The organism is Acidicapsa acidisoli (assembly GCF_025685625.1).
In the GTDB taxonomy this organism is placed as follows: Bacteria; Acidobacteriota; Terriglobia; order Terriglobales; family Acidobacteriaceae; genus Acidicapsa; species Acidicapsa acidisoli.
Map to the genome: position 1 here is coordinate 1,052,823 of NZ_JAGSYI010000001.1, position 13,328 is coordinate 1,066,150.

Annotated in this window: 10 protein-coding genes; 6 read left to right on the plus strand and 4 right to left on the minus strand. The window is 59.7% G+C overall.

Annotated elements, in window-relative coordinates:
• Nucleotides 1-17 precede the first annotated feature (17 nt).
• Together OHL23_RS04250 and OHL23_RS04255 are read right to left on the minus strand one after the other, a co-directional pair.
• Nucleotides 18-1,007: a GRP family sugar transporter gene (locus OHL23_RS04250; protein ID WP_263350526.1), complete on the minus strand. Its 990-nt coding sequence runs from the start codon at nucleotides 1,005-1,007 to the stop codon at nucleotides 18-20.
• An 88-nt stretch (nucleotides 1,008-1,095) separates the two neighbouring features.
• Nucleotides 1,096-2,067: a TIM barrel protein gene (locus OHL23_RS04255; protein WP_263350527.1), complete on the minus strand. Its 972-nt coding sequence runs from the start codon at nucleotides 2,065-2,067 to the stop codon at nucleotides 1,096-1,098.
• A gap of 144 nt (nucleotides 2,068-2,211) precedes the next feature.
• Between OHL23_RS04255 and OHL23_RS04260 the strand changes: the two genes are divergently transcribed.
• Both OHL23_RS04260 and OHL23_RS04265 read left to right on the plus strand, forming a co-directional pair.
• Nucleotides 2,212-3,096, plus strand: a complete 885-nt coding sequence (locus OHL23_RS04260) for a sugar phosphate isomerase/epimerase family protein (protein ID WP_317891669.1) — start codon at nucleotides 2,212-2,214, stop codon at nucleotides 3,094-3,096.
• 250 nt (nucleotides 3,097-3,346) lie between these two features.
• Nucleotides 3,347-4,729 carry a hypothetical protein gene (locus OHL23_RS04265; protein ID WP_263350529.1) on the plus strand — a complete coding sequence of 461 codons (1,383 nt, stop codon included), beginning with the start codon at nucleotides 3,347-3,349 and terminating at the stop codon, nucleotides 4,727-4,729.
• Between the two features lie 531 nt (nucleotides 4,730-5,260).
• On the opposite strand, the gene OHL23_RS04270 is transcribed toward OHL23_RS04265, so the two are convergent.
• Nucleotides 5,261-7,414 (minus strand): beta-galactosidase, encoded by a 2,154-nt coding sequence (locus OHL23_RS04270; RefSeq protein WP_263350530.1) that lies wholly within the window; start codon nucleotides 7,412-7,414, stop codon nucleotides 5,261-5,263.
• 224 nt (nucleotides 7,415-7,638) lie between these two features.
• Between OHL23_RS04270 and OHL23_RS04275 the strand changes: the two genes are divergently transcribed.
• Nucleotides 7,639-8,544 (plus strand): hypothetical protein, encoded by a 906-nt coding sequence (locus tag OHL23_RS04275; protein WP_263350531.1) that lies wholly within the window; start codon nucleotides 7,639-7,641, stop codon nucleotides 8,542-8,544.
• Between the two features lie 34 nt (nucleotides 8,545-8,578).
• On the opposite strand, the gene OHL23_RS04280 is transcribed toward OHL23_RS04275, so the two are convergent.
• On the minus strand, nucleotides 8,579-9,517 hold the full coding sequence (locus tag OHL23_RS04280; protein ID WP_263350532.1) for an alpha/beta hydrolase: 939 nt from the start codon (nucleotides 9,515-9,517) through the stop codon (nucleotides 8,579-8,581).
• 148 nt (nucleotides 9,518-9,665) lie between these two features.
• Between OHL23_RS04280 and OHL23_RS04285 the strand changes: the two genes are divergently transcribed.
• The 3 genes from OHL23_RS04285 to OHL23_RS04295 are packed head-to-tail and all read left to right on the plus strand — an operon-like array spanning nucleotide 9,666 to nucleotide 13,297.
• Nucleotides 9,666-10,910 (plus strand): nucleoside permease, encoded by a 1,245-nt coding sequence (locus OHL23_RS04285; protein ID WP_263350533.1) that lies wholly within the window; start codon nucleotides 9,666-9,668, stop codon nucleotides 10,908-10,910.
• A gap of 45 nt (nucleotides 10,911-10,955) precedes the next feature.
• On the plus strand, nucleotides 10,956-11,921 hold the full coding sequence (locus tag OHL23_RS04290) for a sugar phosphate isomerase/epimerase family protein (protein WP_263350534.1): 966 nt from the start codon (nucleotides 10,956-10,958) through the stop codon (nucleotides 11,919-11,921).
• A gap of 29 nt (nucleotides 11,922-11,950) precedes the next feature.
• Nucleotides 11,951-13,297 (plus strand): Gfo/Idh/MocA family protein, encoded by a 1,347-nt coding sequence (locus OHL23_RS04295; protein WP_263350535.1) that lies wholly within the window; start codon nucleotides 11,951-11,953, stop codon nucleotides 13,295-13,297.
• Nucleotides 13,298-13,328: the final 31 nt, after the last annotated feature.

Sequence of the window (13,328 nt, forward strand, 5' to 3'; positions counted from 1 at the left end):
CTCGCGTTCAGGCCTGCTTAATAAAGTGGCGCCAGGGCTACCAGCGTCAGACCAAGGAGGAACAAGACAAACATCCAGAAGAGCAGTTGCTTTGCTTTGCCTGGTGCGGTGGCGAACTCCCGCCACGCGAAGACGCCCCAGGCCGCTGTCACCATGGTAGCGCCCTGGCCTATGGAGTAGGAGACTGCGGGGCCAACTACTCCGGTACGGGAAGCGACAAAGTTAAGGGTCGCGCCGGTGCACCAGATGGCTCCGCCGACGATGCCCCAGAGATGCCAGGAGGGTTTGGCCTGTGCGTAGGCCGCCATGGAGACCGGGGCTTTGCCGTCGAGCGGCTTGCGCATGAGCAGGTAATTGAAGGGAATGGCGCAGAGGGCTACTCCGACGACGAAGAGGAATGAGATGGCGTAGGGCCCGGGCGCGCCTTCCCCTGTCATGGCGCGAGAGACGAAGGGGTAGAAGGTGCCCATGAGCAGGCCAGCAACGAGGCTTAGCAGGATGCCGCGCAGGCTGGGCGCTTGTTTCGTCGCTTCGCGGGCGCGGTAGGCGGCGGCATCACAGACGATGGCTGCTGCAACGAGCGCGACTCCGGCGAAGAGCATCAGCGGATTGCCCTTGGGGGTGAGGAGATAGCTTGATACTGCTCCCACGACGAGGGCGATGCCGATGCCGATGGGGAAGGCCACGGCGAGACCGGCGATATCGATTGCTGAGACGAGGAGCAGGTTGGCGATGTTAAAGTCTGCCCCGCCGAGGACGGCCCAGAGGATGCTGTTTGGGCTGGCGTGGGCGATGTCCGCCAGAAACGGCAGGCCTGCCGTGCCCATGCTGCCGAGCGTGAGGCCCCAGGCGATAGCGCCGACGAAGAGACCGAGGACGTAGTCCCAGTAGAAAAGCTGGAAGCGATAGCCAGGTGTGAGCTTGAGGGTGTTGGCCCATGAGCCCCAGCACAGCATCGTCACGATCATGAAGGCCAGGGCTATGGCGTACGATTCCGGCTGATACATTGGGCCTCGCCTTACGAAGCATTCAGCATAGTGGTATCCCACCCTTTTCGCAAAGTACACAAAAAGAATGGGGCACCCAGCGCTGGGCTTATGCGTTCGATTTTTCGAGTGCTTCCTTCATGCCTGCCCAACTGATGCGAGTGGAGGCTTCGGGTGTTCCGGCGCCGCGCCAGTGGGTTTCGAGGCTTACCGCGCCGCGATAGCCGGTCTGCTTGAGTGCGTGGAACTGGGCTACCCAGTCGGGCAATCCCTGGCCTACTGCGGCCCATTCGAAGCCGTTTTTGGTGCCGGGCTTGAGGACGGCGCATTTGACGTGGCAGTGGCCGATGCGGTCTTTGGGCAGTAGATTCCAGCCTGCGGGGAAGGCGTCTGTTTCGCCACGGGCTACGGCGTTGCCTGGGTCCCAGTTGAGTTTGAGGTGCGGGGTCTGCACTGCGGCGAGGGTCTTTACGGATTCGCGGGCTGTGGCGGTATTGCACTCGTATTCGTTTTCGAGGACGAGGAGAAGGTTTTGTTTGCCAACGATTTCGGCGGCTTCGCGCAGCTTGGCGTTGATGGCTTCGCGATAGGGGGCGGGATTGTCGAGACGCCAGAAATCGAAGCAGCGAATGATGGCGGTCTTGAACTGCTTGGCGAGGCTGATGCACTTTTCCAGGACTTCGTCCTGCTCTTTGAAGCCGAAGCTGGCGCCGAAGTTGTCGTTTTTGGGGCTGTAGGGAGAGCGCGGCGCGCCGGGCCAGTCGGTTTTGAAGAGCGGGCTGGCGATGTCGGTGACGCGGAGCTTGTATTTGTCGAGGATGGCGTTGGCTTTGGCGATGTCGGCGTCGTCGAGCTTGGAGATGTTTTTGCCCCACATGGAGCGCAGTTCTACCCATTCGAGGCCGAAGTCGTTGGCGATGACAGAGCAGGCGTGGTCGAAGTCGTCGGAGATTTCGTCGCTGATTATGGCTACGCGGAAGCTTGATTTGAATTGGGCAGCGATTACGGAGATGGGCAAAGAGCTTGCAACGGCGGTTGCGCCGGTTGCTTTTAGAAAAGTGCGGCGGGAAAGATCGGACATCGTGGCTCCTGGGGCCTGAAATGGTCAGGGAAGGTTAGGGCTAGCGATTATACGAAGTCAACTTCTTGCTTAAAGAGACAGGCTTTTCGTGAATGGCCTGTGACTGGACAGTGCCAGCGAAGCAAGGATAGTATCGCGGCCATGATGTCTGCAACGAGTCGCAGAAGTTTCCTTCGGGCGGGGGCCATGGCAGCAGCCGCTGCGGGCGCACTTTCTTCGCGTGGATTGAGTGAGTCTGGATTAGGCGAACCGGCAATGGCCGCGGAGGACGGCAAACGTCCGCAGATCAGGCTTGGCGTTGCGAGTTACTCGTTTCACAAGTTTGACCGGGCGCATGTGATCGATTTCATGAAGCAGTTGAACACGCCCTGGCTGAACTGCAAGGACGTGAACGACCATCTGCCGATGACTACGCCGGAGGCGACGGGCGCGGCTGTGGCGGCTTACAAGGCTGCGGGCATTGAGCTGACTGCGGCGGGTGTGATCTATTTTCCGACGACGGATCGGGCGGACATCGAGAAGAAGTTTCAGTATGTGACACGGGCGGGTTTGTCGCTGATTGCGGGCAGTCCGACGCGGGAGTCGCTGCCGGTGGTGGAGGAGTTCGTCAAGCAGTATGACATTCGTCTGGCGATTCACAATCATGGGCCGGAGGACAAGCAATGGCCTTCGCCGCTGGACATTCTCAAGGTGATTCAGCCGATGGACCGGCGCATCGGCCTGTGCATCGACGTAGGGCACACGGCGCGGACTGGCACGGACCCTGTCGAGGCGATTCGCAAGGGCGGGTCGCGGGTCTTTGATGTGCACATGAAGGATCTGGCCGATATGGCGGTGAAGGAAAGCCAGGTTGCGGTGGGCGACGGCAAGATGCCGGTGCGCGAGATCTTCGCGGCGCTGCATTCGATGGGGTACAAGGGGTTTGTGGATCTCGAATATGAGATCCACGAGGATGATCCGCTGCCGGGGATGATCAAGAGCTTTGCTTATATGCGCGGTGTGCTGGCGGGGATGGGGTATGAGGATTAGTGGCTGGAGAGCAAAGCCACGGTAGCCGTATCCCTTTCCGGCATCGTTCAAAGTGGATTTTTCTTAAGCGGAAATGGTAGTGGGTCCATTTTCAGATTATTTATTTATGGCGGGCCGTCGCTCGGGATTAGCTTTCACTTCTCACAAGCCGAATTGTAGGCTGGAATCAATACCCACAAACGAGCACCGCCGCAGCAAACAACTGGCGCAACGGCCGCAAGTGCGTATGAGCAAAGGGAAACTCTCACACATGAGGCATCTCAAGCTGTTCTCTCTTCTTTCGGTTCTGTCGCTGGCATTGTTCGCCGCAGGTTGCGGCAGCGGCAATAGCATCGGTCACACCGCGCAGACCATCACCTTCGACAATCCCGGCACGCAGACAATGGGAGCACCGCTGACGCTCTCGGCGACGGCTAACTCCGGCCTCACGGTCTCCTTTACTTCGGCGACCCCCAGCGTCTGCACGGTCTCCGGGACGACGGCCACATTTGGAGCCGCCGGAAACTGCACAATCGACGCCAGCCTGGCCGGCAACAGCACCTATGCCGCGGCGTCGCAGGTACCGCAGAGCTTCACAGTCAACCCGGCCATCAGCCCAACCACAACCGTTTACATCGCCGGGTTTGCGCTCACTGCCACGTCTGCCGGGAGCCCCGGCAACAATGTGGCCGAGATTTGGCAGCTTACCTCCGGCAGCCCAACTGCTACCACGACGGCTCTATCGATGCCCAGCGGCATGACAAGCTCGCAAGCCTACGCAATCGCGGTCTCGGGTAGTGATGTGTATGTGGCGGGAACTGCCTCGAACGGCACGAACGATACCGCCGTATATTGGTTGAACGGCGCGGCCACTATCTTGCCCAGCAACATGACAATCTCAGAGGCCGGCGCAATCGCGGTCTCGGGAGGCAATGTGTACGTGACGGGATTTGAAGAAAACAGTGCGGACAGCGCCACCGCCGTACTCTGGGTGAACGGCACAGCCACGACGTTATCCCCGCCCAGCGGCATGGCATATTCGAGCGCCGGCGCGATCGCGGTCTCAGGCAGCAACGTGTACGTTGTGGGATTTGCGTGGAACACCGATAGCGACGAAAGCGCTGTACTCTGGGTGAACGGCACGGCCACACTTTTGCCCGTGCCCAGCGGCCTGACGGGTGATTATTACGCCAACGGAATTGCAGTCTCGGGCAGCGATGTGTATGTGTCGGGAACCACGAGCCCAGACGTCGGAAACGACACCGCAATAACTTGGGAGAATGGTGGGGCGGCCACGACGCTGCCGATACCTCCTAACGACACGGCACAAGATTATGGAGCGGGAGTGACCGCGGTCTTGGGCAACGATGTGTACGTGGCGGGAGCTGGGGTGAGCGGCACGACGGGCAACACTACCGCCGCATACTGGCTGAACGGCACGGCCACGTCGTTGCCCCTGCCCACTAATACGACAGGTTCTCCCGCCACTTCTTCGGCCGTCGGGATCGGCTTCTCCGGCAGCGATGTGTATCTGGTGGGATCTGCGGGCCAGCACGCCGCATACTGGGTGAACGGGGGCGCGGGTACGCTTTTGCCCATGCCGAGCGGCATGGCATATTCTAACGCCAGCGCGGTTGCAGTGGCGACTCAGTAACAGGGAGGGGGACACTCTCGGTCGGCAGGTGGCCCGATTTCGGGAACTCTTTCACAGCCATCAATGAGGGCACCGGGGAGACCACGGCCCGCTACAGTTGGGATCGATCATGATCGATCCCCGCAAACGCCCTACTCGTCAATCAATTTCCAATTTGCAGTCCAGAATCGGAAGCGGGGATTCAATTGACCCGCTTCCGGGGATGATCAAGAGCTTTGCTTATATGCGCGGGCGTGCTGGCGGGGACGGGGTACGAGGATTAGGGATCGGCAGGCAGCCTTGTCAGTGCTCGCCGTTCGCGCTGAAGTCGAAACTTATAGTCGAAAAGCATGAGCAACCATCTATCGGACAGCGCATTTCTTCACCTTTCGAAAAATCCTCGATGTCGTACGCGATGATTGTGTGCGGGTTGAATGGGTGCCCACACTGTCTGCAATTGCCATTCTCATCATCCATGCTCTGACTGGCGGCAGGCTTTGGAGCAACCATCTCTGATTTTTTGTTCACCCGAGCCTCCATTCTCTATAGCACCTACTTGTTCTCTTCGATAATGGCCAGATCCCAGGGCTTCAGGATAAGGGTTTGATTCGGTGAGATCGCGGCTCCGGTTAGCAGGTCTTGTCCGGCGGCGTAGGGGTACTTCAATGTCTGGTTGGCGCTGGAATAGTTCAGGTAGTAATGCAGTTGCTTTCCTTCGCGATTCGTGCCGTGTTTGACGTGGACTGAGGCGGGAAGTTGCTGGTCGGCACTGGTGAGGCCGGCGCTCTTGAGGCAGTCGAGGACGACTTTGGCTTGCAGTGCATTTGAGAGCTGCGTGCCTTCGTAGACTAGTTCGCCGGAGCCGTAATGGTTGCGCGTGATGGCGGGCCATTTTCCGAAGAATGGGTGATCGTAGTAGGCGAGTGCTTCGGCGTGCTCCAGTTGCAGGAATTCGGCCCATGCGCTGACTTTGTTTTCTTCGCCTGCGTGGTATGGGTCGCCTTTGAGCGCTAATGGATGTTCGAGGTTGGAGAACTCCTGGTAGTTGAAGCCTGCGGCTTCGCGCAGCGGGCCCGGGGCGCGTTCCCAGCGGACGGCGTCGTTCTCGTTGGTGAATCCGCTTTTGAAGGTCATCAGCACATGGCCTCCGCCTTTGACGTAGTCGGAGATTTTCTTCAGCAGCGCGTCGTCTGCGACGTACAGAGATGGGACGATTAGCAGCTTGTATTGCGAGAAGTCGGCGTTTTCGGGGAATACGAAGTCCGCGCCTACGTTGGCGTCGTAGAGAGCGCGATGCAGTTGGACGATCTGGCCGCCGTAGCTGTCGCCTGCCTTGCCGGGGACCCATCCGCTGCTGCCGCCGCGTTCGTAGGGCATGAAGGTGATGCCGTTGGAGGAGTCGACGCTGTAGAGGATTGCGACTTGATTTTTGATCTTGAGATCGACGAGTCTGGGGCCTATCTTTTCGAGTTCGTGGGCGGTTTTTGAGACTTCGGCGTAGGCGCGGTTGGGTTCTAGATCGTGACTGAGGACGCCTTTCCAGTACGTCTCCTGCCCGGCGTGGATGGAGTGCCAGTGCCAGTACTCGACCATGTTGGCTCCGCTGGCTAGATAGCCGTAGACGTCGAGGCGCATCTGGCCGTCGTAGGGCGGGAATTGACCGGCGGAGTCCCAGCCGAGGGTCTGTGCGTTGGTTTCGGTGACGAGGAAGTTGCCGTGCTTGAGGGATCGGGCGAAGTCGCTCTGCTCGGCCTGCCATGCGCCGTCGAGATGATCCTGCGTGCCGTGGTAGATGTTGTTGGCGACGACGTCGAGGGACTTGGCGATCTCGAATTCGTTGCGGTCGGTGTGCATCATGCCGCCGAAGTCGTGGGTGACGAACTGATTTGGCCCGCGGTACTGGCGGACGAGCGCGGCCTGCCACGCGAGATAGTCGGCGACGCGGAGCTGCTCCCAGCGGGACCATTCGAGCTTGTAGCTGGTGCTGGTGGCGCGGTCGGGGATGGGCATGTTCTCCCAGCCGTTGACGTCTTCGCCCCAGTAGTTGAGGAACCAGGCTTTGTTGAGCGCGTCGGTGGTGCCGAACTTCTGCTTGAGGTGGTTGACGAAGCCGGTGAAGACGTCTGGATTGTACGCCCCGTAGGAGCCGGTTTCGTTGTCGATCTGCCAGCCGATGACGGTGGGGTTGTCGCGGTAATGCGCGACCATGTTGGCGATGACGCGCTCGGCGTAGAAGCGGAAGGTGGGATTGTCGGTGTCCATGTTCTGGCGCATGCCGTAGGTGGTGTTGGCATCGGCGCCCTGGTAGCGGGCGAGGACTTCGGGATGCTCGTGGACCATCCAGGTGGGAACGGAGTAGGTCGGCGTGCCCATGATGACCTTGATGCCGGCCTTGCCCATGGCGTCGACGACGCGGTCCATCCAGGCGTATTCGAAGTGGCCGTCTTCGGGCTCCCAGAGGCTCCAGGTGGACTCGCCCATGCGGACGACGCTGATGCCTGCGTCTTTCATCAGGGCGACGTCCTTTTCAAGGCGACCGGGCTGGAGATCGGCTGGCATGTATTCGTTGTAATAGGCTGCGCCGTAGAGGACGTTCTGGAAAACAGGGGGCTGGCTGGCTGTGGTGGTTTGCGCGGGGCAAAGCATGGGCTGCGCGAGCGCGCATATAAGGGCTGGGAGCAGGGCGGATGACAGGGATATGCGCATAGAGGTCACTTCCGTAAAGGTTTTCTGTAATTGCCAATGGTACAGGATGGAGGTAGCCGCGGAGACCCCTCGTTTCCCCGATGCTGTCTCGCGGAGCGCCCCGGATTTCTTAGCGTTCAATTGTGGACAGCCGATTTTGTGGATTTGCGGAATAATGAAGGGTCCGTATGGTCACTCGAATTTGCGTGGCCGGGCAAAAAATTCGATGAGAGGTTTCCACAGTGATGAACTCCCCCTTTGGGTTCCGGACTTATGGACGCTTGGCGTTCGCGGCGGCATTGGTGATTGTTGGCGCGAGCGGTTGCAAATCCAAGCAGGACGCGGCGATTGAACATGCGAAGCAGCAGGCCGCGAGCACCGGGCAACCGCAGCAGGTGATTTCAACGGACAAGGATGGAAATACGGTCACGACCGTTGTGCAGCCGCCGGAGCCGGGGCAAAAAGGCGAAGTGGTGACGACGACGGTGACTCCGAAGCCGGCGGCTGGAACACCGGCGGCCGCAACGAATGGCGCGGCGGATAGCTCCGGTTCTGCCGCGCCGAGTTCGCCTGCGGGCTCAGGGGCCACGCCGGCTTCGCAGACTGCGGCTGCGCCTGCGCCGCCGCCTCCTCCGCCGCCGGTGGATGTACCTGCCGGAACTGAGCTTGCGATTCGGGTCGATCAGCGGTTGAGCGCCAAGGGAAGCAGACCGGGCGAAAAGTTCACGGGCGAGATTGTGACTCCGGTGAAGGATGGCAGCGGCAACGATGTAATTCCGAAGGGATCGCGTGTGACCGGGGTAGTGGACGAGGCGCACAAGCGCGGCCACTTCAAGGGCGCGGCTACGCTAGAGCTGCGGCTGACTTCGCTGACCTTGGGCGGGAGAGAATATCCGCTGGAAACGGCTGATTTACGCGAACGGAAGAAGGGCAAGGGCAAGCGGACTGCCGGTATGATTGGCGGCGGCGCAGGGCTGGGAATGCTGATCGGCGGGGTAGCTTCCGGGGGAACCGGGCTGATCATCGGCGGATTGGCCGGTGCGGGTGCGGGAACGGCAGGCGCGGGGTTGACTGGTAACCGGGACCTCGTGATTCCGGCCGAGTCGATTGTGCACTTTAAGCTGAAGGATGATTTGCAGATTCAGCCCTGAAACCTCAGGGCTGAATCTTGATGTCGCATTCGCGTTACGGATTGAGCATGTGGATGGTGTGCAGCCAGATATCCACGCTGTCGGGCCAAGTGGTGGCGGGGGTATCGGCGCGGCGGCGCAGTCCAAAGCCGTGCCCGCCCTGGGCGTAAATGTGGAGTTCGGCGGGAACCTTGGCGTTCTTGAGAGCGAGGAAGTAGGTCGTCGAGTTCTCGATATGGACAGGGTCGTCTTCGGCCTGCACGATGAATGCGGGCGGCGTCTGGGCATTGGGGTGAATGTCCAGCTTGTCGAGGAAGCTCTGTTCGGCATCGGCCAGGTAGCCGGGGTAAACGAGGACCGCGAAGTTGGGGCGGCAGCTTAGCTGGTCGGCGGCATCGATTGGCTGGTAGAGCCGCTTGTCATAGTGGGTGCTGAGGGCTGCGGCGAGATGCGCTCCAGCGGAGAAGCCGAGGACGCCGATACGGTCGGGATCGATGTGCCAGTCGGCGGCATGCGAGCGGACCAGACCGACGGAGCGTTGCGCGTCTTCGAGGGCGGCCGGGGATTTCGGATACGGGCCGGTGTTGGGGACGCGGTACTTCACCAGGACGCAGGCGATTCCCTCTTTGGTGAGCCAGTCGCAGACTTCCGTGCCTTCGAGGTCAATGGCCAGGATGTTGTATCCGCCGCCGGGAAAGACTACGACGGCAGCTCCGGTGTTCTCGCCTTTGGGTGGGTAGAGGGTGATGGTGGGAGTGGAAACATTGCCCAGATGCATCAGGGGGCGGCCGGCGATCAGGTTGTCTTTCGGGGTGGTCAGGTCGGCCTCGGGGCCTTTGGTCGGGACTGGGTCGGGGATGGCATTTGGCCAGATATTTATCGTTGTATGGTCCGGCGACGGCGGCCATACCGGGTTCTGAGCGGAGCTTTCTAAGGGCAGGCAGGCGATCAGACTGGCAGCTGCTGCCGCGAGGATGGGGAAGCGATTGCGCATGGGAAAACCCCTTATCTAGTATCAGAGGCGATGATTGCAGCCGGGGGCGTGGCAAGGCAAGCTGCGGGGCTGGCTTACGCAAGGCAGGTCTGTTGGTATATCTTGACTTGCAGCCGCTGAAAGGTCTCGCCAAGGCGGCCGGGGGCGCATGAACTGGACAATTAGGGGCCGTCTGGGCCTGATGATGTTCCTGGAGTATTTCATCTGGGGCGCGTGGTACGTCACGCTGAATACATGGCTTTCTACCTCGCTTCATTTCTCAGGAACGCAGTTGGGCGTCGCTGCCGGAGTCACCACGATTGGCGCGATGGTATCGCCGTTCTTTGTTGGACTGGTGGCGGACCGGCTGTTTGCGATACAGGGTTTATTGGCGGTAATGCATGGGCTGGGGGCGATTCTTCTCTTTCTGGCCTCGACGCAGACGAGCTTTACGCCGTTTTACTGGGTGATTCTGCTGTATTCGCTGTGCTACATGCCTACGATGGCGCTCACCAATGCGCTGGCCTTCCGCCAGATGCGGGAGCCGCAGACAGAGTTTGGCCCGATTCGCGTGCTTGGCACGGCTGGCTGGATTGTTGCGGGACTGCTGGTCGGCAACCTGCATATTGAGCCGACAAAGATTCCGATGCAAATTGCAGCGGCATCTTCGCTGCTGATGGCGTTGTACTGCCTCACGCTTCCAAATACGCCTCCGCTGGGCCGGGCGACGAAGGTCACGCTTTCTTCAGTCTTTCCGATCGAAGCGATCAAGCTGCTGGGAAACCGGTCGATGGCGGTCTTTGCGATTGCGTCTTTTCTGATCTGCATTCCGCTGCAGTTTTACTATGCTTTCACCAATCTCTATCTCAATCAGATCGGTGTCGACAACGCAGCGAGCAAGATGGCGGGCGGGCAGATTTCGGAGTTGGCGTGCATGCTGCTGATCCCGTGGTTCTTTCGCCGGCTGGGAGTGAAGTACATGCTGGTGGCGGGCATGTCGGCGTGGGCTATACGGTATGTGTTCTTTGCCTTTGGCAACTCGGGCTCAGCGATGTGGATGTTGTGGGCGGGGATTCTGATGCATGGCATCTGCTACGACTTCTTCTTTGTCACCGGCCAGATCTATATCGACCGCAAGGCGGACGTGAAGCTGCGCGCGGCGGCGCAGGGCCTGATGACTTTCCTGACGTATGGCGCGGGAATGTTTGTCGGTTCGTGGCTCTCGGGTGCGGTGGTGCAGCGTTACACCGTGGGAATGCTTGCCGATGGCGCCGGACACGACTGGCGCTCAATCTGGCTCTTCCCGGCGATTATGTCGGTTGTGATTCTGGTGCTGTTCCTTTTCACCTTCTCTGACCGGACAAAAGCTCGTGTGGCGGAGAGCGCAGAGCTGGCATCGCAGGCTACTTCCTGAGAAATAAAACGCGCGTGATATTAGATGGGCCAAGGAGATACTCGGATGAATTCCCTATCGAGACGAAGGTTTATTGCAGGCGCAGGCAAGGCTGGCGCGGCGGCTGTTGCGGCATCAATGATGCCGCGAGCCATGTGGGGTAACCCTGTTGGATTGCCTCTCGGTATTCAGCTTTACACCGTCAGCAAGTCATTGCAGGAAGATATTCCCGGTACGCTCAAGCAGTTGCATGACACCGGCTATCGCGAGGTGGAGACAGCGGGTCTGGTGAAGCATACTGCGAAGGAGTTTCGCGCTTTTCTGGACGATGCGGGGTTGAGGTGTCCGAGTTCGCACCTTCAACTCGCGGGCGACAATCTTGATGAGCAGTTTGCCGATGCGAACGCTTTGGGAGCGCACTATGCGGTGACTTCTGTGCTGCGGAGTTTCAGCCCGGCGGAGGTCAAGGCGCTTACGTCCACGGCCGCGACGCCTGCGGCTGGAAGCAGCGCGCCGCCGAAGCATCCTCCGATGCAGCCGCTTGGGCTGGATGGCTTCAAGAAGACCGCGGCGCGGATGAATGAGGTCGGCAAGCAGGCCAAGGCCGCCGGATTGCAGTATGCCTATCACAACCATAACTTCGAGTTTGAGAAAATGCCCGATGGCAGCTATGGGTATGACGTGCTGGTGAAGGAGACCGATCCGGATCTGGTGAAGTTTGAGGTCGATTGCGGCTGGATGGTGGTTGCCGGGGCCGATCCGGTGGCTTACTTCCATAACTTTCCGGGACGCTTTCGTATGCTGCACATCAAGGATTTTCAACCTGTTCCGAAGCCGACGACCGCGCTAGGCGGGCCGGAACGGCCGAAGGGCGCGGATCTGGGCACCGGATTTGTTCAATATACGAAGATCTTTGGCGCTGCGAAGGCTGCGGGCATCGAACATATCTTTGTCGAGCAGGAGGCTCCGTTCCCGGTCTCGCAGATGGATTCGGCCAAGGCCGACTATGTCTTTCTTCAGAAATTCAGTTAGGAATCCGACTTAGTGGAATAGGACAAACCATGACTATCTTGAATCGCAGGAATTTTCTGAAAGCTGCAAGCGTTACTGCTGCCGGTTCTCTGGCTGGAACGAAGCTGTTGGCGCTTGCGGGACGTGAGGGCGGACGGCCCCTTGCGGCCAATGACCATATTCAACTGGCGCTGATCGGAGCCGGCATCCAGGGGCAGGGCGACACGCGAACGGCCATTCAAGTGCCCGGCGTGAAGCTGGTGGCTGTAGCCGATTGCTACCAGGGACGGCTCGACCACAGCAAGGAGCTGTGGGGCGACGATATCTTCACAACGAAGCATTATGAGGAGATATTGGCTCGCAAAGATGTGGACGCGGTGCTGATCGCCACTCCCGACCACTGGCATAAGAAGGCCGCGATCGATGCGATGACGGCGGGCAAGGACGTTTATTGCGAGAAGCCGATGATCCATCTCTACTCTGATGGACCGGAGATGATCGAGGCGGCTCGCTCGACGGGGCGGATTATTCAAATCGGTAGCCAGCGCGTGAGTTCGGCGGTATATGCCAAGGCGAAGGAGCTGCTGGCCGCTGGTGCGATTGGCGAACTGAACCTGGTGAATGCGCGCTGGGATCGCAACTCGGCGATGGGCGCGTGGAATTACACCGTGCCGCTGGATGCCTCGCCGGAGACATGCGACTGGCCGCGCTTTCTGGGGACGGCGCCGAAGATTCCGTGGAATGCCGAGCACTTCTTCCAATGGCGCAAGTGGAAGGCGTATGGAAGCGGCGTGGCGGGGGATCTCTTTGTACATCTCTTCAGCGGAACGCATTTCATCACTGGCGCAAAGGGTCCGACGCGAGCCGTGGCTTCAGGCGCGTTGCGATTCTGGAAGGATGGCCGCGATGTGCCAGATGTGATGCTGGGAATCTTCGACTACCCGGAAGGCTTTAACCTGAGCCTGCGCGTGAACTTCGTGGATGGCGGTGAAGAGAGCGAAGGGCTGATCTTCACCGGATCGGAAGGTACGATGGAGATTGCCCGAAATACGGTCAGCGTGAACCGTTCTCCGCGCCAGAAGGGTCCGAACTACACCGTCTTCACCTACACGGAGGCGATGCAGAAGGAGCTGATCGCGGATTACGAGAAGAAGTATCCGCGCGAGCGTGAGACGGGAGCGCTGCCGCTGGGTTCAGACAGCTATGTTGCGCCCGTGGGATACAGCGACAGCTACGACCACTTTCATAACTTCTTTGATTCGGTGCGCAGCCGCAATCCGGTAGTTGAGGACGCAGTCTTCGGCTACCGCGCGGCAGGTGCGGCTCTGCTTGCCAATCTCAGCTATGAGAAGGATGCTGTGGTGCATTGGGACCCGGAGAAGATGAAGCTGGTTTAATGAAGGCGGCGGGTTAGCACAGAGGGGTGTT

Excerpts from the sequence above, each read along its gene's own strand:
- OHL23_RS04250 (WP_263350526.1), bottom strand. The coding sequence starts at position 1,007 with ATGTATCAGCCGGAATCGTACGCCATAGCCCTGGCCTTCATGATCGTG.
- OHL23_RS04255 (WP_263350527.1), bottom strand. The coding sequence starts at position 2,067 with ATGTCCGATCTTTCCCGCCGCACTTTTCTAAAAGCAACCGGCGCAACC.
- OHL23_RS04260 (WP_317891669.1), top strand. The coding sequence starts at position 2,212 with ATGTCTGCAACGAGTCGCAGAAGTTTCCTTCGGGCGGGGGCCATGGCA.
- OHL23_RS04265 (WP_263350529.1), top strand. The coding sequence starts at position 3,347 with ATGAGGCATCTCAAGCTGTTCTCTCTTCTTTCGGTTCTGTCGCTGGCA.
- OHL23_RS04270 (WP_263350530.1), bottom strand. The coding sequence starts at position 7,414 with ATGCGCATATCCCTGTCATCCGCCCTGCTCCCAGCCCTTATATGCGCG.
- OHL23_RS04275 (WP_263350531.1), top strand. The coding sequence starts at position 7,639 with ATGAACTCCCCCTTTGGGTTCCGGACTTATGGACGCTTGGCGTTCGCG.
- OHL23_RS04280 (WP_263350532.1), bottom strand. The coding sequence starts at position 9,517 with ATGCGCAATCGCTTCCCCATCCTCGCGGCAGCAGCTGCCAGTCTGATC.
- OHL23_RS04285 (WP_263350533.1), top strand. The coding sequence starts at position 9,666 with ATGAACTGGACAATTAGGGGCCGTCTGGGCCTGATGATGTTCCTGGAG.
- OHL23_RS04290 (WP_263350534.1), top strand. The coding sequence starts at position 10,956 with ATGAATTCCCTATCGAGACGAAGGTTTATTGCAGGCGCAGGCAAGGCT.
- OHL23_RS04295 (WP_263350535.1), top strand. The coding sequence starts at position 11,951 with ATGACTATCTTGAATCGCAGGAATTTTCTGAAAGCTGCAAGCGTTACT.